Source organism: Rossellomorea sp. NPDC077527, assembly GCF_044542955.1.
In the GTDB taxonomy this organism is placed as follows: Bacteria; Bacillota; Bacilli; order Bacillales; family Bacillaceae_B; genus Rossellomorea; species Rossellomorea aquimaris_E.
Window position 1 is genome coordinate 516,542 of the sequence record NZ_JBITVL010000002.1, and the last position, 23,619, is coordinate 540,160.

29 protein-coding genes are annotated in these 23,619 nt (G+C 40.2%); 3 read left to right on the forward strand and 26 right to left on the reverse strand.

The annotated features are described in order from the left end of the window. Nucleotides 1–12: 12 nt before the first annotated feature. Nucleotides 13–861, reverse strand: coding sequence for an alpha/beta fold hydrolase (locus ACIGG7_RS07805; RefSeq protein WP_397549325.1), 849 nt, complete (start codon nt 859–861; stop codon nt 13–15). Nucleotides 862–1,128: 267 nt separating this feature from the next. On the opposite strand from ACIGG7_RS07805, the gene ACIGG7_RS07810 reads away from it, so the two are divergent. Beyond that, complete coding sequence (locus ACIGG7_RS07810; protein ID WP_397549326.1) at nt 1,129–2,523, forward strand: DUF2252 family protein; 1,395 nt, start codon at nt 1,129–1,131, stop codon at nt 2,521–2,523. 186 nt (nt 2,524–2,709) lie between these two features. Here ACIGG7_RS07810 and ACIGG7_RS07815 read toward each other — a convergent pair whose 3' ends face one another. Both ACIGG7_RS07815 and ACIGG7_RS07820 read right to left on the reverse strand, forming a co-directional pair. Continuing rightward, nucleotides 2,710–3,528 (reverse strand): lipid II flippase Amj family protein, encoded by an 819-nt coding sequence (locus ACIGG7_RS07815; protein ID WP_397549327.1) that lies wholly within the window; start codon nt 3,526–3,528, stop codon nt 2,710–2,712. A 415-nt stretch (nt 3,529–3,943) separates the two neighbouring features. After that, nucleotides 3,944–5,149 (reverse strand): MFS transporter, encoded by a 1,206-nt coding sequence (locus tag ACIGG7_RS07820; protein ID WP_397549328.1) that lies wholly within the window; start codon nt 5,147–5,149, stop codon nt 3,944–3,946. A 369-nt stretch (nt 5,150–5,518) separates the two neighbouring features. On the opposite strand from ACIGG7_RS07820, the gene ACIGG7_RS07825 reads away from it, so the two are divergent. Then, entirely contained in the window at nt 5,519–6,484 is a 966-nt protein-coding gene (locus tag ACIGG7_RS07825; protein ID WP_224941263.1) for a quinone oxidoreductase family protein, read from the forward strand. Nucleotides 6,485–6,537: 53 nt separating this feature from the next. Here the strand turns inward: ACIGG7_RS07825 and ACIGG7_RS07830 are convergent, their stop codons facing one another. The 10 genes from ACIGG7_RS07830 to ACIGG7_RS07875 all read right to left on the reverse strand — a co-directional run bounded on the left by ACIGG7_RS07830 (nt 6,538) and on the right by ACIGG7_RS07875 (nt 12,552). Beyond that, nucleotides 6,538–6,990 (reverse strand): GNAT family N-acetyltransferase, encoded by a 453-nt coding sequence (locus ACIGG7_RS07830; protein WP_224939875.1) that lies wholly within the window; start codon nt 6,988–6,990, stop codon nt 6,538–6,540. 66 nt (nt 6,991–7,056) lie between these two features. After that, nucleotides 7,057–7,611 (reverse strand): nitroreductase family protein, encoded by a 555-nt coding sequence (locus tag ACIGG7_RS07835; protein ID WP_397549329.1) that lies wholly within the window; start codon nt 7,609–7,611, stop codon nt 7,057–7,059. A gap of 400 nt (nt 7,612–8,011) precedes the next feature. Beyond that, nucleotides 8,012–8,704, reverse strand: a complete 693-nt coding sequence (locus ACIGG7_RS07840) for a hypothetical protein (protein ID WP_397549330.1) — start codon at nt 8,702–8,704, stop codon at nt 8,012–8,014. Then, a complete protein-coding gene (locus tag ACIGG7_RS07845) occupies nt 8,691–9,233 on the reverse strand; it encodes an RNA polymerase sigma factor (protein WP_397549331.1) in 543 nt (180 codons plus the stop codon). Before ACIGG7_RS07845 ends, ACIGG7_RS07840 begins: the two co-directional genes overlap by 14 nt. Nucleotides 9,234–9,242: 9 nt before the next feature. Then, a complete protein-coding gene (locus ACIGG7_RS07850; protein ID WP_397549332.1) occupies nt 9,243–9,755 on the reverse strand; it encodes a hypothetical protein in 513 nt (170 codons plus the stop codon). Nucleotides 9,756–9,888: 133 nt separating this feature from the next. Continuing rightward, nucleotides 9,889–10,083, reverse strand: coding sequence for a hypothetical protein (locus ACIGG7_RS07855; protein ID WP_397549333.1), 195 nt, complete (start codon nt 10,081–10,083; stop codon nt 9,889–9,891). Between the two features lie 78 nt (nt 10,084–10,161). Continuing rightward, complete coding sequence (locus ACIGG7_RS07860) at nt 10,162–10,500, reverse strand: hypothetical protein (protein WP_397549334.1); 339 nt, start codon at nt 10,498–10,500, stop codon at nt 10,162–10,164. A 33-nt stretch (nt 10,501–10,533) separates the two neighbouring features. After that, a complete protein-coding gene (locus ACIGG7_RS07865) occupies nt 10,534–11,061 on the reverse strand; it encodes a chloramphenicol phosphotransferase CPT family protein (protein ID WP_397549335.1) in 528 nt (175 codons plus the stop codon). A gap of 239 nt (nt 11,062–11,300) precedes the next feature. Further along, complete coding sequence (locus ACIGG7_RS07870) at nt 11,301–11,744, reverse strand: pyridoxamine 5'-phosphate oxidase family protein (RefSeq protein ID WP_397549336.1); 444 nt, start codon at nt 11,742–11,744, stop codon at nt 11,301–11,303. A gap of 13 nt (nt 11,745–11,757) precedes the next feature. Further along, nucleotides 11,758–12,552 (reverse strand): class I SAM-dependent methyltransferase, encoded by a 795-nt coding sequence (locus ACIGG7_RS07875; RefSeq protein ID WP_224939864.1) that lies wholly within the window; start codon nt 12,550–12,552, stop codon nt 11,758–11,760. Nucleotides 12,553–12,674: 122 nt separating this feature from the next. On the opposite strand from ACIGG7_RS07875, the gene ACIGG7_RS07880 reads away from it, so the two are divergent. Next, the gene (locus tag ACIGG7_RS07880) at nt 12,675–13,166 is read left to right on the forward strand and encodes a hypothetical protein (protein ID WP_397549337.1); all 492 of its coding nucleotides are present in this window, start codon (nt 12,675–12,677) and stop codon (nt 13,164–13,166) included. 54 nt (nt 13,167–13,220) lie between these two features. Here ACIGG7_RS07880 and ACIGG7_RS07885 read toward each other — a convergent pair whose 3' ends face one another. The 13 genes from ACIGG7_RS07885 to ACIGG7_RS07945 form a co-directional block, all read right to left on the reverse strand. After that, the gene (locus tag ACIGG7_RS07885) at nt 13,221–13,430 is read right to left on the reverse strand and encodes a hypothetical protein (RefSeq protein WP_397549338.1); all 210 of its coding nucleotides are present in this window, start codon (nt 13,428–13,430) and stop codon (nt 13,221–13,223) included. Nucleotides 13,431–13,503: 73 nt separating this feature from the next. After that, the gene (locus tag ACIGG7_RS07890) at nt 13,504–14,007 is read right to left on the reverse strand and encodes a phosphoribosylanthranilate isomerase (protein WP_397549672.1); all 504 of its coding nucleotides are present in this window, start codon (nt 14,005–14,007) and stop codon (nt 13,504–13,506) included. Continuing rightward, a complete protein-coding gene (locus ACIGG7_RS07895; RefSeq protein WP_397549339.1) occupies nt 13,985–14,551 on the reverse strand; it encodes a GNAT family N-acetyltransferase in 567 nt (188 codons plus the stop codon). Before ACIGG7_RS07895 ends, ACIGG7_RS07890 begins: the two co-directional genes overlap by 23 nt. 14 nt (nt 14,552–14,565) lie before the next feature. Then, nucleotides 14,566–15,327, reverse strand: coding sequence for a hypothetical protein (locus ACIGG7_RS07900; protein ID WP_397549340.1), 762 nt, complete (start codon nt 15,325–15,327; stop codon nt 14,566–14,568). Then, entirely contained in the window at nt 15,324–15,794 is a 471-nt protein-coding gene (locus ACIGG7_RS07905) for an NUDIX hydrolase (RefSeq protein WP_397549341.1), read from the reverse strand. Before ACIGG7_RS07905 ends, ACIGG7_RS07900 begins: the two co-directional genes overlap by 4 nt. A 230-nt stretch (nt 15,795–16,024) precedes the next feature. Beyond that, entirely contained in the window at nt 16,025–16,654 is a 630-nt protein-coding gene (locus ACIGG7_RS07910; RefSeq protein ID WP_397549342.1) for a histidine phosphatase family protein, read from the reverse strand. Between the two features lie 20 nt (nt 16,655–16,674). Then, nucleotides 16,675–17,016: a hypothetical protein gene (locus ACIGG7_RS07915; protein WP_224939855.1), complete on the reverse strand. Its 342-nt coding sequence runs from the start codon at nt 17,014–17,016 to the stop codon at nt 16,675–16,677. A gap of 159 nt (nt 17,017–17,175) precedes the next feature. After that, nucleotides 17,176–17,544 (reverse strand): nuclear transport factor 2 family protein, encoded by a 369-nt coding sequence (locus tag ACIGG7_RS07920; protein WP_397549343.1) that lies wholly within the window; start codon nt 17,542–17,544, stop codon nt 17,176–17,178. Nucleotides 17,545–17,621: 77 nt separating this feature from the next. Then, nucleotides 17,622–18,344 (reverse strand): HAD family hydrolase, encoded by a 723-nt coding sequence (locus ACIGG7_RS07925; RefSeq protein ID WP_397549344.1) that lies wholly within the window; start codon nt 18,342–18,344, stop codon nt 17,622–17,624. Between the two features lie 48 nt (nt 18,345–18,392). After that, a complete protein-coding gene (locus ACIGG7_RS07930) occupies nt 18,393–18,830 on the reverse strand; it encodes a GNAT family N-acetyltransferase (protein WP_397549345.1) in 438 nt (145 codons plus the stop codon). A gap of 17 nt (nt 18,831–18,847) precedes the next feature. Next, nucleotides 18,848–19,396, reverse strand: coding sequence for a GNAT family N-acetyltransferase (locus ACIGG7_RS07935; protein ID WP_397549346.1), 549 nt, complete (start codon nt 19,394–19,396; stop codon nt 18,848–18,850). Between the two features lie 141 nt (nt 19,397–19,537). Beyond that, on the reverse strand, nt 19,538–22,750 hold the full coding sequence (locus ACIGG7_RS07940; RefSeq protein ID WP_397549347.1) for an FtsX-like permease family protein: 3,213 nt from the start codon (nt 22,748–22,750) through the stop codon (nt 19,538–19,540). Beyond that, nucleotides 22,747–23,439 carry an ABC transporter ATP-binding protein gene (locus ACIGG7_RS07945; protein WP_397549348.1) on the reverse strand — a complete coding sequence of 231 codons (693 nt, stop codon included), beginning with the start codon at nt 23,437–23,439 and terminating at the stop codon, nt 22,747–22,749. The genes ACIGG7_RS07940 and ACIGG7_RS07945 overlap by 4 nt, the downstream gene beginning before the upstream one ends. Nucleotides 23,440–23,619 lie beyond the last annotated feature (180 nt).

The window sequence follows — 23,619 nt, forward strand, 5'->3', positions numbered from 1 at the left end:
TGTGTACCTCCTCTATTTCCTTTCCTCTAAAAACGCCTCATACTCCTCCGCAAATCGCTCTGCTTCTTCAAGGAACGGGTAATGGTTACTCCTCTCAAAGATGACCAATCTTGAATCTGGTATACCCTCAGCCATTTCAATCGAATAGTTCAACGGACATTGCACATCATATCGGCCGCACATGATCAACGTCGGGACGTGAATCAATTCCAGTTTTCTCGTGACATCATAGACGTGTATTTCACGGATAAAAAAGTTCATCCGTGCAGCAGCCATTCCTTTATGAATATCCTTGGAAAAAAGCTCACGATATTTCTCAGGTTTATGTAAGGATAATTTCGTCCTTTCAATTGACAATTCTTTTCTTTTTTCAAGTGATAAATCCGATTGCTTCAGCGTTTCAATCAGTTCCTGCATCCTTTCGTAATCAGGATGTGCCCGGTTGTAAATACAGTCTCTCGAAAAGGTCATATATTCTCTCGCTGCAGCTCCGACGATCACTGTAAAATCCAGACTTTTCGAGAAATGTATTCCGTAAAGAACTCCCAACATCCCGCCAGTGGAATGGCCGGCAAATCCCCAGCGTTGAAAACCTAATGTATCCCTGACCGCTTCCAGATCAAATATCGTTTCCAACATACTGAGCTGATACGGTTCATATGCTTTGTCAGAACCCCCTGCTTCCCGTAAGTTAATCAAGAAGACTTGGTTCGTACGAGTGAAGGTCTCTGCGAAGTAGTCTCCTGTATGATTGAACTCGGAATAATGGTGGGTGACACATAGCGGATCTCCCTGACCCTTCATGAATACTTCAAATACTCCGCGTGTTGTTTGGAGTAGCTTTCTTTCCCAACGTTTCATCCTATCACCCCTTACTGATATGCAACTTAAAATAGTACTGACCTTGAAGCTAAGGTAATTGTTCTCTTTTTATTTTAACGCTAATGGAAAGTATTTCATAAATATTTCGAATCTTCAACGAGATCAAACACAATTAAAAGAAGCTATAGTGTTAAGACTGACTATCATTACCGTAAAGTTTATGTAAATAAGAAAATGAACACACCTTTCTATGATAGGGTTTCTTTGAAGAGAATCGAAATTAAATAAAAAGGAGCTTAACATTTCATGAAACGTAGTGCTTTAGCATGCATAAGTATGGCCGGCATACTTATGACAGGACCCCTTAATGGACTAGCAATGACAAACAGTTCTACCCGCACGGATCATCTCCAACAGGAAATCTCGAACGCCAATGCGTACATATCAGATAACACAGTGAACACGGAGAAATACCAGGCGATGGAAGATTCACCTTTTGCTTTTTACCGCGCAACGAACTTCCTTTATTACCAAGACCTCGATAATGGGACGATTCAGATTCCTAATGAATGGACCACAACCAACAATGTGGATACGTGGCTTTCTGGGGATTTCCATACTCAAAATGTAGGGTTCTTTGATAATGACGAAGGGGATATCGTATTTGACCTGAATGATTTCGATGATTCATACATAGGGCCTTTTTATTGGGATTTACTGCGTTATACGACCAGTATTTATCTATTGAAGGACCAATTAGATTGGAGTCTGTCTCAAGCAGAAGCCGATGACCTGGCTATGTCGTTTCTGACGGAGTATCAGGATACGCTAACAAGCGTGAACGGTAATGCAGGGGAAACGAGTGTGAAGATGGATAAAGCGACAGTGACAGGATTCATCGATGACGAAATGGATGATGTCATCAGCCGGGATGCATCACACGCTCTAGACAAATGGACGGTCATCAATAGCAGTGGGAATCGTCAATTCGATTGGTCCAATCCAGATTTATCTGTCGTTGACAGCAGTGATTTAGCAGATTTGGAAGGACATTGGTCTTCCTACCTTCAGGATATTTCAGATAAGGTTAGCAGCTGGGATACCCATTATTTTGATGTAAAGGATCGTGCCCGCCGCCTTCATTCAGGCTTGGGGAGCTTAGGAGTAGAGAAATATTATGTGTTAATTGAAGGACCAACACGCGCAACAAACGATGATCAACTTCTGGAAGTCAAGGAACAGTTGAAACCGAATATGTTCGTCAATCCACTTACGGATGCTTCTACCTACAATAATCAACTAAATGGTACAGCAGATACTGCTCGGGTCGCTTATAAAGGACTTCAAGACCAGGTGGATGATCATATGGGCGTCTTAGCAGGAGGGAGTAAATCGTATCTTGTCCGCAGGATTTCCCCTTGGAAACATGGTTTAGATCCAGTTGATTTTAACAGCAAATCAGATCTCGACAGCTTTGTAAAATACTCGGCACAAGCCCTTGCCTATGCTCATGCACGTGCTGATCGGGATTATCAGGATCAATTCATTTCCTATAATTTTGAGGATGGTGCACTGCAAGCCATAGATGTATGGCCACAATTTAAGACAACAGTGGTGGATTTAGCAGGAGATTATGCGGATCAGGTAAATGCGGATTATCAATCTTTTCTTCAATTGATGCAGGAGAATCGGTTGCCGTAAACAGAAGAAGACCCCCTTCTAAAAGGGGGGGTTCTTCTATTACTCTATATACTTTCAAGACAATTTCCCTACGTTAATTCCCTCTTGATGTAGATTAGTCTATAGTGTTTTATGCTTTCTATAACAAATTAAGCTTTTCAGGTTAACTTGAGTCGACTTACTTTCCCCTTACCCATTTCATACGTTTTAATTAACAAAAAACTGAGACATCCAAGCAATATAATATGAGCCCGGGATGAAGATGAGTTGCGCGACCACTGTACCGAAAAGCCTTGACAGAACCATCATGATGGATAGCCCCTTTAACTCAGAATAATTCCCCTTCCGATTTGCCACATCATCAGCCATCACGGAAATCTTCGGATCAATGAACAAGGTTAATAGAATGGTTGCGATACCATTGATTAATCCAGAGGCCATGGTGGCAGCAAATCCTCGATCAGGCACGATAATTGCCGCATACAGCGCAGATAGAACACCAATTGTATAAACCGCTGTAATCATCATATTAATGAAAAATAACCTCTTTGGAATGCTTCTCAAGTTGATTCCCTTCAAATATCTCCGACCCGGCTTAGAAAAATGATTGATGCCTCTTTTATATAGGTCATTCTTAAATCCGAGCTTGATCAACCGAGGAACGGAACCGCCCTGCTCTGAAAGGTGGATAATTCCTCTGGAAAATAGAGCAACGAACGTTGGCAATAAAAAGATTCCTACCAATGTCCCTATAGTCGAGGCACCAATCAGCACCCTGAATTGGCCTTCTATCACTTCTAATTCATGACCTTCAGGCGCAGCATCAATGAGACCACCTGTAAAAGGCTGTTGCATCATATTCGACATCCTTGAAACAATGACCATCATATTGAACAACGAAAGACCAGAAGCAATAAGTTTTACCCTTGCACCTGATAACCTGACCGCATAAGCGAGTGTTTCAATGCTATGTATGATTAAAATAAATAGTGCAATCGAGATAACCGGTAACGATATTAAATCCACAGTGACAACTCCCTTTTTTATCCAAACATATTATAGCATTAAAAAAAGGAACATTTCGTATTTTTTAAATGTCGCTTTAATTCCTTTGCATTATTTTCTATACGCTTCATACCAGTGAAAAGGCTGAACTTCTTTTAACGTCTTAAATTGAAGATCACCTTCTGGATGGTAAATACCCTCCTTGATCTTTCATTAATAATCCTGAATCACGATTATTAATCCGTTTAACGAAAAACCTTCATCCATACACTCCCTTCATTTCACCAAAAAAGAAAAGCACTCAGGCATATTCAAATGCCTAAGTGCTTTTCAATAGTCTAACGAATCCGTAATGAGGATTTTATGACAATCCTTCTTCAATCACAAAACATGTCTTCCTTTAACCCGTTAGTTCTTTCTATCCTCCAACCAATTCTTATGCTGATTTCCGTTCAATTCCACGAAGCCAGGCTGTTAACAGAACCGCTCCTGCCACCATAATGGCACCAATCCAAGGTGTGTGAATCAAACCGATTCCATCTACAATGATCCCCCCTACAAAGGAACCGATGGCAATCCCGACGTTAAACGCGGCAATATTAAGAGCAGATGCTACATTGACTGCTGATGGAACGTATTTTTCAGCCAGGTTCACAACAAGAATCTGAAGTCCCGGCACGTTCATGAATGCGAATAATCCCATAAGGAAGATGGCGATCAGCCCTGCCACTTTGAATGGTGCTGCAAATGTAAGAGCTAATAGAATGATGGCTTGGAGAACAAACATCCAGAATAACGCTTTTAACGGATTTTTATCAGAAGCTTTCCCTCCGACAACATTTCCGATTGCTACGGCAATTCCGTATACAAGCAGGATAATGCTTACCCATTTGGCACTGAATCCTGTTACGTCCTCTAATAATGGTGTTAAATACGTGAATGCAACGAACGTTCCGCCATATCCAAGGGCTGTAATGGCAAAGGCTAGTAATAATCGACCATTCGTTAAAATTTTCAATTGTTCACTGAACTTGGCAGGTGGTGCTTCCTTTAAGTTTTTCGGCACAAGGATGGAACTTGCAATGATGCCTACGATACCGAGAAGGGCAACTCCCCAGAACGTGGCTCTCCATCCGAATGCCTGCCCGATAAAGGTTCCAAGTGGTACTCCTGTTACCGTTGCGACCGTCAATCCAGTGAACATAAAGGCAATCGCGCTGGCCCGCTTATGGGCAGGGACTAAATCGGCAGCGATCGTCGACCCGATCGAGAAGAAAATGCCGTGTGAAAAGGCTGTGATAAAACGGGCAACTAATAATAGTCCAAAGCTTGTGGACATGGCCGCAACCGAGTTTCCTACAAAGAATAAGAGCATTAATGACATAAGCAGCGATTTCCGGCTCATCTTACTGGTCAATGCCGTCAAAACCGGTGCTCCGATGGCGACTCCAATGGCATAGCCTGAAATCAATAATCCTGCGAGTGTGATCGATATCGATAAATCATCGGCGATCGATGATAATAATCCAACAGGGACAAATTCTGTCGTTCCTATTCCAAAGGCACTGATGGCAAGGGCAAGTAACGCCGGTGTGCCGCCTTTCGTTTTTGACTGATCTATAGTAGCTGAAGTTGAACTCATAACGTAACTTCCTCCTTAAATGATTGAATGAAATGAGAAACGAAGGCGCCTTCCGTTTCTCTGTACACATTATGATAATGGGTACAAATATTTATGAGAAGTACGCACTTTAAAGTCATGTAGGTACTTATTTGTAACCTAAGGACCATTAAGTGCCTATATACCTTTCAAACCCCTTTGGCAAAATCCGATAGGTACTGTTTGAAAAGCTAAACTGAATTATGAGGGATAGCTAACTTTTTGGGAAGAACGCACTTTGAAGTGGCATAGGCACCTGGAAGTACCTATGAACAGTAAGCTCTTTCCTAGTCAAACGGCAGGGAAGTGGGTACACTAAAAAAGGAATGATTTAATAGAGGAGAGTCGATGATGAAAGCACTTGTATTTGAAAAATTCGGTGGACCGGATGTCCTGCATTACCAGGAGATCGATGCGCCCGAAATCGGACCGGATGACGTTTTAGTTGAAATGAAGGCAATCGGCCTGAATTTCGCGGATGTATATAGAAGAAAAGGAAATTATCACTTAGCAGGAAATCCTCCGTACATTTGTGGGTATGAAGGAGCGGGGATCGTTAAAAGCGTTGGAACGAACGTGACTGAAATAAAAGTCGGGGAGCGAATCGCTTTTGCCGATGTACCGTATGCCAACGCTGAACTTGTGTCAGTTCCAGTGGAAAAAGCGATTCCGCTTCCTGACGAAATTTCATTTGAAACCGCTGCATCCCTTTTATTACAAGGCCTTACTGCTCATTACTTAACGAAAGACAGCTATCGCGTTAAAAATGGGGATACCGTTTTAGTTCATGCGGCAGCAGGAGGAGTCGGACAGCTTCTTGTTCAAATCATTAAGATATTAGGCGGCACAGTCATCGGGTTAACGTCTTCAGAGGAAAAGAGGCAGGCGGCGCTTGCTGTTGGTGCAGACCATATGTTTTTATACAGTGAAGACTGGGAACAGCAAGTCCAGAAAGTGACCAATGGTAAAGGCGCTGACGTTGTCTATGAATCTGTGGGCTCGACGTTGATGAAAAGCTTTGAAGCAACTCGCATCGGAGGGACGGTCGTTTTCTTCGGTATGGCGGGAGGCGATCCTGTTTCAGTTGATCCGCGGATGCTGATGGACACCTCGAAAACGTTGACCGGTGGAGACCTTTGGAATGTCTTGACGTCTCACGAAGAACGGGTGATCCGCTCACATGAGTTGTTTGGATGGATTCAAGAAGGAAAGTTAAATGTTTCTGAACCAACGGTCTTTCCTTTAAGTGAGGGCGCGAAAGCTCATGAGTATTTGGAAAGCAGAAAGAGTACAGGAAAGATTTTATTAAAACCTTAAAAAAAGAGACCCAGTCCAATTCCGAGACTGGGTCTCTTTTCACTAACTGCCTTCTATAATTCCTGAGTCAACCGGATCATATCCCTGACTTGGATTCCATTTTCGAAAATGTCTTCAGCATAATGCCGGGTGAAAAAGTCTAAATCTACCCCAACGATCCGGAATCCACACTTTTGATAAAGAGCAAGCTGACCGACGCCAGAGTTTCCGGTACCCACTTCGATGGTCGTGTACCCTCTCTCCCTGGCCACCTTGACGGCATCCATTACCAGCTGCTTTCCTATACCTTTTCCGTGCAATTCTTCAGCAACAGCCACGTTCACTAGCTCAACGGTTTCGGGTCTAGTTGGGAGCAAGACGTACACTCCGACGATAGTATTCTCAAGCTCCGCTACAAAGCATTCTCCCCTGGCGACATATTCTTTGACGATTTCTTCTGAAGGGTCAGCTAATAGAAGTAATTCCATAGGAAGATCTTCATCTAACCTTCGTTTTCGGATATTCATATGTACCTCTCCTAAGAAAATAACATTTCTAACTATTATACTACTGAAAAATGAAAACCTTTAAAGTCAGTTCTTATAAACCGTCAGCTTCTCTTCTGCAGATGTGCGAGGTCTCACTTGCGGTGCTGTTTCAAAATAGCCCATATGCAAGAAACCAACAATTTTCTCTCCTGGTTTTACATTCAGTAGATCACGCACTTTAGGGTCATAAATATAGGGATTTGTTTTCCATACGACTCCAAGTTTTTGTTCCCAGGCAAGCAATTGGAAGTTTTGAATAAGCGAGCTGACCGCACCAAAATTCTCTTCCCACTGTTTTTGTCTTGGATCTTCTTCCATGACCACAATAAGGAATGCGGTGGGTTGGCTAAAATAGTTTCTCCGGTTCTCCTGCATGTCTGGAGAGAAAGTTTTCACTAAACCTTCAACAAACCCTTCCTTCTCCTCAGTTGAGACAAAAATGAATCTCCATGGTTCCCTTAACCCGTGGTTCGGTGCCCAGATGGCATCATTCAATAACTCAAGTACCGTTTCCTCTGTCACGTCTTTATCTGTATATCCGCTTTTGATCGAGCGGCGTTCACGAATGATTTTGGCTAAATTCGATTTCTTATTTTCCATTGTATGATCTCCTCATATAAAGATGCTTAGAGTAGGTTTTTCTGTTTCAAATGAAGATGTCTATACTTTAGATTTTATTCCTAACTCTACCTCCTTTAAATGATAACAATTATCATTCTCACTTGTAAAGTGATATTTCTGAATACTCCTTTTCACGAAAAGGAGTGTTGCTGGAAAAATTTCAAAATATTCATCTAGGCATATCCCCTTTACTCACGAGAATTCGATAGTATACTAAACATATCTTCTTCATCTTGAAGATAGTGGTTCAAGGCAAGACCCCTGATGTAAATCGAAAAATTCCTTATTTGTAGCAGCTTACCGAGTTTATTGGTAAGCTCTTTTTTTTGGAATGTGGCTTCATAGTACATGCACTATGAAGCCACATGAATGACCTGTCTCAATGAACAGTCTCATATTCTTGTTCACTCACCAGAAATTCCGATGTAACTTGTTGCGTCGTGTCCTCGACCTTATTCACAAGCCCCACCAACTTCAAACCAGAATACTCAACTTCTTTATAATGATAGTGAAATACACTCTCCTCATTCTCTACCTTCTTCAAATTCTTTCCCTTACTACCAAGCAATTTTTTAATAGTATCATTTTGTAAATGGGGATAGAGCATTACCTTGACGATATATTCTTTATCTCTTTCAAGACGGTTAGTCGTGTATTGAAAATAACCATCTGAAGTGGTTGTCACTTTTCCTTTGCTAATAAGCGTTTTTTCATCGCTTTCTAAATGCTCAATCGTGAGTATTGCTCCTTCTGGTAATTCAGTCTCTCCCTTAATGACGATTTGGTTAGGGAAGTTGTACACTTTTCCTGACAGATCATAATGACTCTTTGTATCGTTAGCCGTTGATTGAGCTGAATGCAAAACCTGTTCTGGACTAATGAGATAGTATCCTGCAAGAGGAGTGAGGATCAGAATGGCCAACAGGAAGGCTACATTAGGGACGGCTGATTGAAAAAGACGCCTCTTCCAATTCTTCCGATTCGCTTTTCTCCAAACGTTTTGAAATTCAATTGAAGATGTTTCGGTTTCATCCAAATGTTCAAATAACTTCTTCCACTCATCTTTCTTCATATAATCCCGCCTTGGTTAGATTCAATTCCACCTGTAATTCGAGACGCCTCAATTGCTTAAGTGCTGTATTCAACCTGGATTTTGCCGTCCCTATAGGAATCCCGAGAATCTCGGAACATTCCTTCAACGTGAACTCGGAGTAAAAATGCAAAACAACGATCTCTTTGCTTTTCCACGAAAGGGAATTGACGGCCATCCACAGTTCCCGCATTTCATCTGATTTCAAGAAACTCTTTTCAACCGAATCTATCTGATCATTGGCAATATCATCAGAAAAGAACGAGAAGCATTTTACTATCCTTTGTTTCTTCGAGACGGTCTTGGCGACATTCATGGTGATGGTATAAATCCAGGGTTTGATCGGCCTTGTGTCGTCATACCTGTCATATTTACTCAAGAGGCGAATGAATGTCTCTTGTGTGATATCATCTGCTAAACTACGTGATTTGGTTAATAGTAAAGCTGTTCTATATACATAATCCCTATATTCTCTGAAAATTTTTTCTGCTTTTGACTCTTCAATAAACAAAGGACTAATTCACTCCCCTCCACTACTGTTCTCGCTGAGGTTATTAAAGGTATCGAGCAGAAATGTTCTTTGCCCTACACTCCCTTTCTCAACTTTATAAATAAAATCGAACATTTGAATGCGTGCAAATTCTCCCTCTTTTACCAAGCCCGGAGATCCATCTCCAATATTTTCACCTTTGGGACCGTATATCTTCTGTATATCGGCAGGTTGTTCTTCCGGCTTAAAGGTGACGACTAACTTTTGTTCCTCATCTCTGTTTTCTCTTGAAAAATTTGCACTGTAAGTCCGGTCTGCGTTCACTTTTACAATGGCTTCCTCCAGGACGGCATCACTTTCAATATCTTTAAGTTCAACCTTGATCTCTGAATTTTTTTCCAGTGTACTGGTACCGTTAACTGAAACTTTATTCCCGACAGTCTTCACATTGCCTGCAATTTTCACCTCTTTTTTGGAGGCTGCACAACCACTGAACAGCAGAACTAGAAGTACAATCATGATTAGTAGTTTATGATTTTCCAAACTTTTCTCCCCCTCTGTTGTTTTCATTTACTACTATTACTAGTAAACGATTGAAAGGGTTCGATGGCACATCCATTTTTTTCAAATAAATAAAAGAGCTCCACTCTCCAAAAAGAGTGAAGCTCTCAACATGTTATTTCGACTTCCCTACTCCCTGATCAGGTTTCTTAATATACCTAATAAGAAACACAGTCCCTGTACAATTTAAAACAATACTTGCACTAAGAATAACAGCCCATAAAGGAGTAGGCAGCGAAAGGATCAAGGATACTAACAAGAATACAATTCCTCCTAATACGAAAAGGAGACCTTTTGATACATCGTTCATGATTTCTTCCTCCAGAAAATAGTCAATACGTTTATTTTAACATAAATATCCATAACTGGGCACCACTTTCTATTTGAGTTAATTCACAATACCCCAAATCCGGCCATCTTCCATGGGAATGATCTTTCCCAGAATACCAAAGGTCCTAAAAGTAATTTGTTCTCCCGTATCATACTCGTAATCCCTTTCGTAGGAAGAAAAAAAACCGACGTTTCGATAATGCCCTGAACGTCCCCATATCACACGGTTGTTCTTCATGCATTTTTTAACTCCGCCATTTTCCGTACACTCGATGTCATTCTCCTTCAACATCCATTGTTCAAATTCATCACTGGTTGGGGACGTATAATCCAATATGGCGAATAATATGATGAATAAGATGAACCCTGAAGCTAGCATTCTTTTTTTTGAAAACACAAAAATCCACCTTTATTGAAATCTCTTTAAAGCTTACATCTGTTGCTCAATCAACCTAATACATTCTTTCAACGATGTCTTAGATGTATCGACGGTTACATCATAGTTCATGCCTTCATGCACCGCAACAGCCTGGGATATAGCCATTCCTTCAATACGGTCCCCTCTTTCTTTCTCACGGGCACCCGCGACGGCCGGATCACAGAAGACACCAACCCATATCACCTGCAATCCTTTCAAGAATGTCTCCCATCTTTGTCGGGCTTCCATTCCGCTCAGGAATACATCATCAATGATGATCCGGGCACCTCTTCGTGCCATCTCTCCAATGCCATGCATCCATGCCGATTCAAGCTCTCGAAATTCTGAACCGGGACTGACGGATCCGTCTTCATTTAGTTTGATTCCACTATCTTTCTTAAGCATAGCATCTGGCATCGATTCGATCAGATCATCGATGCTGAATCTTAGCCATGACTCGGTCAATGAATTTTGGAGACATTTTGCAAGTGTTGTTTTTCCTGAGCTTGATCCTCCGTTTAGGATGATGATGTTTGTCATGGGTATGGCCTCTTTTCTATTAAGGTGATTGGGATGCTTATTTATCTGTGTTTGTATACTTAGTCTTTTTTCTGTTGATAGTTTATTAAGATGATAAGAAGTGATTCCATGCCCTTAAGACTATCTTAATGCACGTATTACAGAGGAAGACTACAGGTTTTATGAACCGATTTTCAAACAATATGATCCAGCATGAGGTTTTTGAGCTTGAATCCTGATATATGATCGATAGTCATACCTTACATACTCGGCACAAAAGACTGATCCCTCACAACCACCGTCTCAGGTACAAATTTAATAAGTACATTGCTATCGCCCAACCCTTGAAACCTGGGATCCCATTTCTCTTCATCGGGACCCAGATACCGCTCCAGTAATTTCGTTGCAATCTTCTTATCAAATGGCTCCACTGTGGCTTCCCCTCTGAACCCTGCATGAAGGACTTTTCCGGTAGTGTGATCCAGATCGACGATACCTATGGCACACGCTGGGTTTTCTTCGATTCTTCGTGGGAAGGTGTCTGAGGATGGGGTTCCGATGATATAGATGTGCTCATTTTCCCAGTAAAACCATACTGGGGACTCCCTTGGTCCTTCTTTGGATAGTGTGGATAGATGGGCAAATAAAGGTTTTACAAGAAATTCATCTAGTTTAAAGCTTTTATTACCATATATGATTTTCAAGTTTTTCATCTCCTCATGATCGTTTGGATTCAAACAATCCAGTCGACTTCGTTATGTAAATCGCTCCATTATTCTCTTCTTTTTCCGATTTAAGGAATGAAAGAAAATCTGATAATGTGTCATTGACCAATATTTTATTCAGGTCTGTATTAGAGGAAAGCAGATAATCCACGATTGCTTTTTCATCTGTGATTTTCAGTCCTCCTGCAAAGTCTTTATACCCGATTTCATTGAAATACTCTTGAAGCTGGGCAGCCCCGTTTTCCACTCCGAAGTTCAAGGCGTGTTCTCTGGCAGATGGGAAGTCTAAATGTGGATCAAAACGTTTTAACAACTCACCAAATTCTTTCAAATGATTCTGTCCAATGGTTGAACAGTAAAATGTACCATCTGGTTTTAACACCCTTCTTACTTCTTCTAACGCTTTTTTCCGATTTGGGACATGATACAGCATGTGGCTGGCTATCACGATATCAAAATGGTTTTCTGCAAAAGGAATATCCTCAATGTTGAATGAACTGTACTGAATGTTAGGGTTCACCCCTACATTCTTATGAGCCGATTCAACCATCCCTTCTGAAAAATCAGAGAGAATCAAGTTCCAACTAGGATCAATCCGCTTTCTATTCTTCATCCAAAAAGTGCCGTCTCCACATCCCACCTCAAGAATCTTACTATTTGGGGAGATGTTCATCTGTTCAAATAGCCATAGATGCCAATCCTTTTTATTTTCACTGTATGTCTCATGAATATTGATCCGGGTATTCAGTTTCGTCGGATTACGATATTGTGATTCTAATGAATTCATGTTTTTTCCTCCACTCTCTGTATTTTAGTACCTTCAACTGGGTGAACTCACCAAAGATTATAAAAAATTGAAACTTTAACCATCCTTGTTCGTAAATATTACCCAAGGGGGCGATATGGTTTATGAAAAAACGGATTAGTCCACTTTTAAAGCTGATAGTTACATCGACACTCTTGGTTCTTGTTGTTGGCTGTAATTCTCAAAATGAACATGTAGAAACCATTGAAACTTTTTTGAAAAAGGAATTTACCGGACCCACTGATGAACTCACGGTTGCGTTTGAAGAAGACGGAGCCTTTCCACCTGAGTTGAAAGAATATGTAGAAGAGAACTATAAGCCTCTGGTTATGAGTTGGGAAGACATGCTGAATGCTAATCATTTGTTGTTGTATCAACGGATGGCTTATGAAAATGGGTATCAGTTGAAACCGGCCAATATTGAATTGAAAAAAGATCAAGATCTTGCTTATGATTATAAAGTCAAAGTGGAATATAGTAAGGATGGCAAGACTAAAACCGCTACTGTCACTGGAAGAATGAATCTCAATGACGAAGGGAAAATTGTGACGGTTCGGAATCAGGCTGATGGTGGATTGTTGAACAGTTTGAAATGATGAAAAGAAGATAAAGGGAACCTCACTATGTGGGAGTTCCCATTCTACTGGACCTTAAGAAGAAGGTCCTCCCCCCCCGCCAGATTGATTGTTAGCATTCATGGCTTGTTGAGAATGTTGAGCGGATTTTTGATATGCTTCTTCTCTTGGATCCGGGAAATTCTTTTTGATGCTATCTCCATAATACTCCATTTTCCTCGAACCAATGAAAATCCGTATCGCAAAATACACAACGACAATCCCCAGAAAAATTAAGAAGTACATCGTTTCCCTCCTTCTTACTACATTTCCTATATTTTAACTGTAACATATCCTGCTGGTTTCATGAGTTGCCGTTTCATCCACGATGTGTCGCATTTCTCAAATACTCGATTTTGCCCAAATCCTTATGATTATTCTTATCTGCCCGATAGCTGTCTTTAGAAGAAGCCTCGTAAACACGTAAATATTGCTCGGGATTCAGTAGATAGTAACTCACTTCTCCATCTCTATGAATCGTTAGATCTTCTAATCGCACTCCTGCGAAATCGGGCAGCGTGTCGATAATGCCGAACTCAACGGAAAGATCAGCTTTCGTAAATTCATGTTCATGGAGATCGATCAGGTTATAGCTCATCGTAGCCATGATGTTCTCAATCTCATTCCAGTTATGTATGGATGTTTCAGCCGGCACTTCCCATCCTCGTTTATCTCCTGGCACATGAATGTCCAGATCCTGTGCGTCCCAGCTTCTGCCCGTGACCACTTCTAAACCCACCGAGCCCATTAGCAATGGTGTGATTCCTATAGCATTCAGTTTGCTTGCTATTTTGATAAATTCATGAAACTTTTGATGGTCCACTTTCTTCATTGAAAAACTCCTCTCTTAGGATGCTCATTCTCAGTCGGTCTACAAATTCACCGTTCCTCAATCGGTCCTGTCGTAATATACCTTCTTCCACATATCCGATCCGTTTATAAGACTTGATCGCTTGCTCATTATCGACTTCAACCCTGAGCCAGATCTTGTTTAGTCCCAGTTCCTCGAATCCCCATTGAAGCATCTCTCGCATGGCAGCTAATCCGTACCCTTTGCCCCAATAGGTCTTATCCCCGATCGCGACTCCAAGTTCTGCATGTTTGTTCATACGGTCGATATTTTTCAAATCGATCCACCCGATGTGTTTGCCATCTTCCGTGATAATCGCTTTTTGCTCATATCCATTGGTCTTGTTGATGCACATGTCAATCCAGTTCTGGGTTTCTTCCCGGCTGAATGGAGGATATTTATCGGGCATGTTCAAGTGCTGGGTTACTTCTTTATCCTTGCACCACTGGTAACGGTCTTCTGCATCATCCAGTGTCAATTCTCTTAATGTTACGTTCGGCCATTGAGTTGTTTTCATTGTCGTTGTTCCTTTCATACTTGAATGCGTCTGTAATGTTCTAATATTTCGATTAGAACCGCTTTGTCGTAGCTCGTTTTCCCATGGATTCGTTCAGCCCATTCTTCCACTGTTCCCAGCTTGGAATCCTTCATCAATCCTTCTGTAGTACTTAGAAAGCTCTCCCAATTGTAAAACTCCCAATGAGCGATTTCAGTTTTGTACGGGATTCTGCACTCCAGTAATGGATGGGGCTTGATCAAATGTTGAGAATGTTCCGCAGCCGATAAGAACACATCCCTATCAACCGGATCAGTTTGGAAAATTTGCTTCGATACTTTTCCATTCGGTCGATGATATCGGATTTCCGTATCTGACGGCTGAGCCTGAACCTGCACCTTTGCAGCAGGAAAGAAACCACTTAATGTTTCGTTCGAATAATCAGGACTCTTTGTATCTATAAGAATGGGATTCAACCATTGATCACCCAGGTCACAAAGAAACCGTTCCCCTTTTTCATTTAATGCGATAACGGCCGCATGAGCATCTTTCGAATTCAAATTATGACCGACAGGATAGGCCTCGACGCCATCCCTTTTAAACTCATCCAGTAACCACAGTGCAAGATCGAAACAATTTCCCGACATGCCGAATTGTTCCCGATGCTCCCGCATAAGAGAAACATCACGCTGCTTCTTCGCAGTTCCCCCGTTATAAAACCAGACCTTTGTTAATGTCTCCATCGGAAAATCTTTAAATTTCTCCCAAGTCTTTAAGATGCTGTCTGAAGCGATCATTTCTGCACCTCGAATTCTTTCTTTAATTGATTTATGTATGGCGTGATGTAGCTTTTATATTCATCCGTTAACCCGTCCGGCAGTTCATTCAGTTTAAAAAATTGGATTTCAACCGATTCTGTTGCATCTACTTCCAGTTTTCCACTCACGTCCTTTGTGGCATAAACGGCCGTGACGGAATACAATTCATCCCCATTCGATACTTTGAAAAAATAATCCGAACCAGAGAAGACGTCTACCAGGGTCAGCTCCCCTATATCCAGTCCCGTTTCTTCCTTCACTTCTCTCCGTGCCGTCTCCTCCAAACTTTCGCCAAGCTCCATCAATCCTCCTGGAAGTCCCCACCCCCCATCCGTCCGGTGCTGAAGTAGTAATTCATTGTTTTCGTTTAGAATGAGGACGACAGATCCGGGCAGGATTAAGGGTCTGGTTCCGACCAGCTTTCGTAGATCTTTAACGTAGTTCATCGTTTTCCCTCCTTTACTTGTTTCGTTTTACTTGATCCTGCTACCATACCTTATTAATGACGGGAATTAACTTTAGAATAAGTAGGTAGATAAAAGCACTGAACATCAATTAATCCATTTTGAACGTTTATTTAACCCGATTTAAAATTATTAATCTTATTTCAGATTAATTAATCCTTAATACCATTAATTAATCCTAACTGAAAATAAATCAACGTTCTTGTCGAATATTATTTGTAGGAACCAATGCCTATTCTCCTATGTGATAAATCCCCTTCCATCACAATCTTATTTTCCTTTTCCGATAGCTCAATTACAGTAAGACTCGTATCATGAATAAATGGAGGATCCCATAATTTCTCTAAGGGACGTTTTTTGAAATGAGCTAATAATGCCTTTATGACAACAGAGTGAGTAACGATTAGGATATTTCCTGATTCATGTTTCTCTTGAATTGACCCCATACATGTTAAAATTCTGTTTAATAGTTCATTGAAGTTCTCTCCACCCAATGATTCATAAAGATGTGGAGTATTCCAAAATGAGTGAAACTCATCAGGATGGTTATCCTTAATGTATGAAAAAGTTTTCCCCTCCCAAATCCCCATGTTGATCTCTCTTAATCTCTCATCAAAGATCATGGGAATATCTTTGTCACCTTTTATTAAGGTCGCAGTCATTTCGGATCTTTTACTTGGGCTTGAATAAATAGCTTCGAATTGAACCTCTTTTAGTCTGTTCCCTAACAGTACTGCATGTTCCTTCCCTTTCTTTGTGAGGTTTGAATCACTCCAGCCTTGCATTCTTTTTTCGGTATTCCATTCCGTTTCTCCGTGTCTTGTTATATATAAGGTTAGCAATTTATTCACTCCTCGGATTCTTAAAACGAACTCGACTTACGAACAATCTCCCCTTCAGGATCCACACTATATTGTGCAATCGAATTCGAAACTTCATCTTCTTTCGAGAGTCCGTCCTTGTAATTGAATGTAATCTCCCAAGCCTTAGACGAACTGCTGAAATTGGTTTCTTTAGAAAGGAGTACAACTTCCTCCATCTTTATCTTTTCGACGGATGTCTCATTATGTTCTTTAACATCTTTTTTGAATTGTTCCATCGCAATGTTCTCTGCTTCCTTGCTGCCGATGCCATCATTCTTCCCGCAGCCGAACAGGGAAAGGACAACTAAGATGCTAACCATGATAATATTTATCTTTTTCATATGAAGTTCCCCCTTTGTCCGTAAGGTATATTACTGACAATTCCAATTATTCCAGTTTACTTACAGTAACTCAATGATTTGTTTATAAAAAAAGAAGCTTTTCCTTCGTTGGGGATAAGCTTCTTTCCTTATACTTTATGAATTTCACTACTAATAAAATTAAAAATCCTCACTAATCCTTGTACCTTGATGAAAATACATTTGCCATCTTCCATCTACCCATTTCCAAATCGAACTTCTTAGAGAGTGTTGTTGGGTTTCCTCATTGATAATCTTATATGTCGTCAATACGATTTCTTCAGATAATGGATGTATTTCAAAGTGATCCAGTTTCATCTTAACCAAACCTATCCCTTTATCACTTATCTCTTCATTTTTATAAAGAATTCTCCCTGAACTGCCTATTTCAAAAAATTCATCTGCAAGAATTTGAGTAAGCTCTGTTTTGGATGCCCGAATTTCTGGTTTTAATAAATTTTCTTCAAGGTGTTGCAGGTGTTCTTTTAATGCTTTATTCACCAGTTTCATTTCCTTCTTTCAAATGAATCTCGTACTTATTTAATTACTTTTTGAATTTTCATCGTCTACTACCTATATTACAAAAACTATTTTTCACTTCTGTTCCTAAGTAAAACATCTCTAATTTCACCAATAGAAGACACCATCGCAAATAGAGTGTGCTCCGTCGGTTTCTCTATTCCTCTAAAATTGACCCATATGGCATCCATTCCTACCTCCATGGGCCCAATTACATCATGTGTCCACGAATCACCTATGAATAAGGTCTCTTCAGGTTTTTTATTAAATGCTTCTAAAGCAATATGATAGATCCTGGAATCAGGTTTTCTAAAACCTAATGGTTCTGCATGAAAGATTTTATCTTGGCTGAATATATCTCCTAATCCCATGTTGATTACCTTTTGATGAGGATCATAAAGTCCATTGGTAACAATACCTACCTCATAATGCTTAGTCAGTTCATTCATGAGATTTAGTACATTTTCATTAATAGTTATGAATTTCATACTTATGTTATGAAAGAGAGATTCGAGTTGTTCGATTGCTTCATTGTTCACCTTCACGTCAAAGTAATCAAACGCGCTTTTCCACCTCTCTATCTTAAATTCGTATGTATTTATTTCCCCGCTAATAAGTTTAGCTATTAAAGATTTTGGAGGTTGTTTTATTTTCTTCAAAAACAGCTGTCCATCCATGCCCCTTGTCACGGGATGTTCTTTAAGAGAGTGTACCAGTCCATCATCAAACCAAGACGAATTTTCTAGTAGAGTGTCATCCAGGTCAAATAAAAGCAAGCTATATATATTCATTCATTTATCAACCCTTTTATTAGATTAGAAGTGGGATTACACTGTATACTAAAGCTCCTTCTTCAACACAACTTCCCCCCACATCACTTCACCAGTCTTCTCAAACCCCAGACGTTCATATAACCCTATTGCACTCACGTTCTCCGGTTCAGCACTTGTGAATAATTCAATATTCCCGTATATATGTGTCAGCTGTTCTAAAAGTAATTGCGTTGCTTCTTTTCCAAAACCTCTTCCCTGATATTTCTGATCAATCATTAACCGGCACATTTCCATCCTGCTAGTTTCAGCGTCAATACCGTACATGATGAACCCAACCATGTCCTCCCCATGATAAATGGCCAATGGATATTGGTCTTCAAAAAATTTGGACTGCAGCAATGAATAAGCGTTATCTGCCACAAACCCCTTTTGATGATCTGAAACCGATAGTGCTATACACTTCTCCCAATTATCAGCGTTGATCTCCTTTAAAGAGAGTTTCATAGTAACCACCCCTTTTTTCAAATTCCATTTATTCGTCCCATCACCACGGTATCGTAATAATGTCCATCCGATAATAATTTATCTTTCTTCAACATTCCTTCTACTTCAAAGCCATTGTCTTTGTATAGGGCTATGGCCTTTTCATTGGTTTCAAGGACATTTAGGGTGATTTTCTTAATATCACTGGCATCTGCCCATCGAATAGTTTCCTTTAATAGATTTTTCCCGATGCCATATCCCCAGAATTCTTTTAATACACATACTCCAAACTCAACTTTATGAGAGACCCGCTTTAATAGTTTCCCTTCACATCTGGAGAAACCTACGACCCTATCACTCACTTCACACACTAAAAAGAGATTCTGGGCACTGTCCGAGTCTTCTTGGATGATTTGTTTGAAACCTTCCTCATCTATGTACGCCTCTCCTCGTTCCCGATCCATGTTTTCTGTCTCTCCGTCGGCTTGCAAGCGTACATCTGATAGATTTATCGCATCAGCTTCTGTTGCTGACCTTATGGTATATAGTAGGTTACGAATATTGTATTCTTTTGGATTAATGATCATTTTTATACCCTCTCCGCCTTAATGATACTAATTATCCATTAATTACTAATTTATAACAACACATATCTCCCAGTTCTCAGACCAAAAGACGCCTTCGCAAATTCACAGAGGCGTCATTACATAGTTCAAATATGGATTGTACTAATTTCGGATTTCCACTAATAGCTCACCTGGAAAAAATGAATGCATTCCTTGAAGCATTAGTTTTTGTTTATTCTTTGGAATTTCGAATACCAGAGTGAAATCTATCTCTCCACCAGGCTTTAGGTAGATGCCATTCCAATTCTTTTTCTCCGTTACTATTGTATCCGTAGGTTGATAAACATTACCTTCTTCATCCAATAAGGTATAACTATTCACCTTAGCTAGAACACTTCCATCATTCCTATCCCCTTTAGGATATAGCATCCTGGAATCCACTTTGATTAATTCGGTTGATTCGTTCGATCCCTCTTTACTTTCCCCCAATGAATACTTAAGAGTGACAAGGTCCTCAAACTCTTCATCAAGTTGAATCACTTTCCAAGCAGACTCCATTTTCTTATCAAATGAATTTTGTGCTTGAGTATTTTCAGATTCTTGCTCATTTTGATTGTTGAATTTAAATACTTCTGTCGTTTCACCAGCGGTACCAACTACATCTTCTGTTTTTTCTTTATCAGTTGCAACATTCTTCACCTCTGGAACGGCCTGTCCCAACACTGAAAGCAGCCCTATGAACAAGACAACTCCAAGAGTTCCCAAAGCGACTTTTAATCGCTTTTCTGTTTGCTTTGAGTGTTCAGCTGAACCACCAAGAGCTTGGTAAGGTAAGATCTTCACGGCTTTACGGGCAGGGAACAGCGCACCAACCATTCCCGTAAGTACTGGAATGACGATTGATAATAGAAAGAAAGGAAGTTGGTCTGTTGGAAACTGATCATATGTATTCCAAACAAATACTAAAGCAAGAAGAACACCAATGATACCTGCAAATAGACCGCTAAACGCACCCTCTAGTAAGACAAGTAGTCTAATATGGCGATCGTGCCATCCGATCGATTTCAAGAGAGCAATTTCCGGTTTCCTTTCAGAGACATTTTGCCATATGATCTCGGTGGTTGTTAATATGGCAATCAGGAGCGCTACTCCCATAGCAATATAATGGAGTGAGCTAACCTCCATCGCAACATATTCCCCTAACCATGTTGCATACATAACGCCTTTAAGTCTAAAGGTGATAAACAGGAAAATAACAAATAAACTTGTCGGCAATGCGATTGAGATAACAGATAAGATGCTTCTTTTCCATTTACTAATGAAAGAGTTTAAACTCATGGACCAGATTGTTCTCGTTGGGATCCATCTTCTTCCCGTATGGGTAATCTCACCAGATTTCATCGTTTCATAAGGTTTTATTTTCTTTACTAAATGGGCAGGAATGATTGTACCCAACAGATAAATTAACAAACCAAATAAACCGATTAGAGAAAACCTTGTGAGAGACGTAGTAATGTCACTTGTGAAATAAAAGTAGCCCAATATAATCCAGCTTATGACTGAAACAAATACACCAATTAGGGTTGCTTCAAGAAACAAAAGCTTCGATAATTGACTCGGCCTCCAGCCAATTGAAAGCAATACCGCAAATTCCTTTTGACGTGTAAACATCATGATGAGATTAGAAGAGAAAACATACACGATCGCTACGAGAATGACACTTGCGATGACACCACTCAGGCCAACTTTTGCCTCTTTGAAGATGGACATGGAGGACCCTAGTTTAATCCACGGCTGTTCAACCCACCCTAATGAATCTTTTCCCTTTAAACCTGGTATATGGGTTAAAGCTGGTTGAGGAGAAGATCCAAGAGTCACGTCTGTAATAAGACCTGTTTCCTTTTCTATCGAATTTGCTACTTTATTTAATAGAGCTTCACTTTCATCATTCAGTTGATCAACTCCCCTTACTTTAATTCGTATAGAGGAAATCGGTTTTTCTCCCATAATTTCAGCAGCTGCATCCAGTGTGGTTAACATGAGAGGAGGCTTCGTTAGAAACCCATACGGATTATTGAGTGGTTTCATTTCCATTGGTGGATTCACTGGATTTTCATTTTGATCCAATACCCAATTCGATTTAGATGGAAAATACGTTTCCATCGGTAATTCTGTCAGTGGATCCTTTGATATATTCAATTTCCTTGGATCAAAAACACCCTTAATATTTAACTTTACTCTAGGAAAATCTTTAAATTCAGCTCCAAACATTGTTACTGGACGATACGCTTCCGTTTCAGCAATGGAAACATCTTCCGGAATAGTATAAGGTTTTACTTCGTATGCAAATGGCCATCGATCAGAGAATGGGCTGGTTACGGGTTTATATTCAACTGGTGATGCTTTAAACCCTATTATTTTCTGAAGATCAATGTCCATCTGATCTTCACTCGGTGACAATATCTCATTGACTAAGTTCTTATGAACATCTTGAGTCGTATACGTGAAAGACTCTACTTTCGTCCCTTCCTGCTTATCCAGATATACCTCTCCACCATTTTCCTTCACTTTCTCCATCGTTGCTGCTTGTTCTTCTGAGGAAAACGGCAGGTCAAGTTTTGAAATCGTAAAAGTTCGTTTACTCTCCACAAATTCTTTGTTGCTTATAATAACCGGTATGGCTGTTTCAGTAATGTCTGTATCAATTACTAGCTTCTCCGAATTATCATCTTTATGAAAGTACTCACTGTTTGTGTCAGTAATCATCGCTTCCTTCAGACCGACCAGATCACTCTCCGCATCCGGATCGATACCTGCCAGCATGACTTCAGATCCATAAGATAGAGGAAGCTCCCCGTCATATCGCATAGTACCATATTCTTTCCCCAGTCCGACCGGCTGCCAGCCTCCAACGGTAAAGTACAATGATCCATCGTCGGTTTCTATCCCGGCCCCTGTATCTGTATCGTCTTTGATATTTAGCCTGTACACACCAGGTTCACGGACCGCAACCTTATCTATTACCATATCGTTATTCACAAATCCTACCATGGCAATCGGAGCCGCAATATCAATATCACTCATTTTCTTTATTTGGTTGTATTGATCAAGTGAAATGCCACCTGATAGCCCACTTTGATAGTTAGGTTCCAAGAGATTAAGTTCTTCCGTGACACTTCTTGTACCAGGAGGTCGTACCACAATATGATAAGAAGATTTCCATCTATTCTGAAGTTCATCCACAATGGTTCCATTATTAGACTGTGTCACTCCGACAAGATAACTCAAACCTGTGCTTACTATAAGAGCTCCAACTAGAAGTAAAATAAACCTCCCTTTATTCCTCCACCAGTTATTCCATATAAATCGAATCATATGAAAGAACCAACCTTATCTGAAAGAATACATCCATCTTTCATCTCAATGATTCGCCCCGCTTTATTGGCCAAGACTGGATCGTGGGTAACGAAAATAACCCCACACCCTTTTTCTTTGTTTAACGATAAAAGGAGATCAAATACCATTTCTCCTGTTTCACTATCCAAATTTCCAGTGGGTTCATCTGCAAGTAACCAATGGGGCTCGTGAATAATCGCCCTTGCAATAGCCACGCGTTGTTGTTGTCCCCCAGACAATTGAGAGGGCAGTGAATTCCACTTGTCTTTTAAACCTACTTTCTCTAAAACTTCTTCGGCTTTTTGTTTCTTATTGTAAGAAACTCTACGGGAAAAAAGAGGAGCCATCACATTTTCTAATGACGTTAATGTAGGGAGTAAATGAAATTGCTGAAAGATAAAACCAATGTTTTCGAATCGAAAATCTGCCAATTGATTTGGTTTTAAAGACTTAACATCCTCTCCCTCAAATAAAATACTCCCCGCAGAAGGAGCATCCAAAGTCCCAAGTAAACTTAACAATGTTGATTTACCAGAACCAGATGTTCCTACAATGGAAACAAACTCTCCTTTTTGGAACTTCACATTCACATTGTCCAAAGCACGTGTTCTAATCCCGTCCCCGATAAACTCTTTTGATAGAGATTGGCAAGTAATTGAGAAACTCATGAGACCACCCTTTTATTTTTCTGTTTTTTCTGTCTATTTAAATTATAGCAAATTATCCAATATATGTTATTAACAGAATAAATAAGTTAGTAAATCTTATATTCTGGCTCTACCGACAGCAAAAAGTTTAGGAAAATACAAAAAAACTGGAGATCATACTGGCATCTCCAGCTTCTATCT

Coding starts and splice junctions, on each gene's coding strand:
- ACIGG7_RS07895 (WP_397549339.1), bottom strand. CDS start 14,551: ATGAAAACAACTCAATGGCCGAACGTAACATTAAGAGAATTGACACTG.
- ACIGG7_RS07940 (WP_397549347.1), bottom strand. CDS start 22,750: ATGATTCGATTTATATGGAATAACTGGTGGAGGAATAAAGGGAGGTTT.
- ACIGG7_RS07900 (WP_397549340.1), bottom strand. CDS start 15,327: ATGATCGCTTCAGACAGCATCTTAAAGACTTGGGAGAAATTTAAAGAT.
- ACIGG7_RS07810 (WP_397549326.1), top strand. CDS start 1,129: ATGAAACGTAGTGCTTTAGCATGCATAAGTATGGCCGGCATACTTATG.
- ACIGG7_RS07830 (WP_224939875.1), bottom strand. CDS start 6,990: ATGAATATCCGAAAACGAAGGTTAGATGAAGATCTTCCTATGGAATTA.
- ACIGG7_RS07835 (WP_397549329.1), bottom strand. CDS start 7,611: ATGGAAAATAAGAAATCGAATTTAGCCAAAATCATTCGTGAACGCCGC.
- ACIGG7_RS07820 (WP_397549328.1), bottom strand. CDS start 5,149: ATGAGTTCAACTTCAGCTACTATAGATCAGTCAAAAACGAAAGGCGGC.
- ACIGG7_RS07855 (WP_397549333.1), bottom strand. CDS start 10,083: ATGAACGATGTATCAAAAGGTCTCCTTTTCGTATTAGGAGGAATTGTA.
- ACIGG7_RS07825 (WP_224941263.1), top strand. CDS start 5,519: ATGAAAGCACTTGTATTTGAAAAATTCGGTGGACCGGATGTCCTGCAT.
- ACIGG7_RS07925 (WP_397549344.1), bottom strand. CDS start 18,344: ATGAATATATATAGCTTGCTTTTATTTGACCTGGATGACACTCTACTA.
- ACIGG7_RS07935 (WP_397549346.1), bottom strand. CDS start 19,396: ATGATCATTAATCCAAAAGAATACAATATTCGTAACCTACTATATACC.
- ACIGG7_RS07805 (WP_397549325.1), bottom strand. CDS start 861: ATGAAACGTTGGGAAAGAAAGCTACTCCAAACAACACGCGGAGTATTT.
- ACIGG7_RS07865 (WP_397549335.1), bottom strand. CDS start 11,061: ATGACAAACATCATCATCCTAAACGGAGGATCAAGCTCAGGAAAAACA.
- ACIGG7_RS07905 (WP_397549341.1), bottom strand. CDS start 15,794: ATGAACTACGTTAAAGATCTACGAAAGCTGGTCGGAACCAGACCCTTA.
- ACIGG7_RS07945 (WP_397549348.1), bottom strand. CDS start 23,439: ATGAGTTTCTCAATTACTTGCCAATCTCTATCAAAAGAGTTTATCGGG.
- ACIGG7_RS07840 (WP_397549330.1), bottom strand. CDS start 8,704: ATGAAGAAAGATGAGTGGAAGAAGTTATTTGAACATTTGGATGAAACC.
- ACIGG7_RS07885 (WP_397549338.1), bottom strand. CDS start 13,430: ATGTACTTCTTAATTTTTCTGGGGATTGTCGTTGTGTATTTTGCGATA.
- ACIGG7_RS07930 (WP_397549345.1), bottom strand. CDS start 18,830: ATGAAACTCTCTTTAAAGGAGATCAACGCTGATAATTGGGAGAAGTGT.
- ACIGG7_RS07880 (WP_397549337.1), top strand. CDS start 12,675: ATGAAAAAACGGATTAGTCCACTTTTAAAGCTGATAGTTACATCGACA.
- ACIGG7_RS07915 (WP_224939855.1), bottom strand. CDS start 17,016: ATGAAAAAGATAAATATTATCATGGTTAGCATCTTAGTTGTCCTTTCC.
- ACIGG7_RS07875 (WP_224939864.1), bottom strand. CDS start 12,552: ATGAATTCATTAGAATCACAATATCGTAATCCGACGAAACTGAATACC.
- ACIGG7_RS07920 (WP_397549343.1), bottom strand. CDS start 17,544: ATGAAACTGGTGAATAAAGCATTAAAAGAACACCTGCAACACCTTGAA.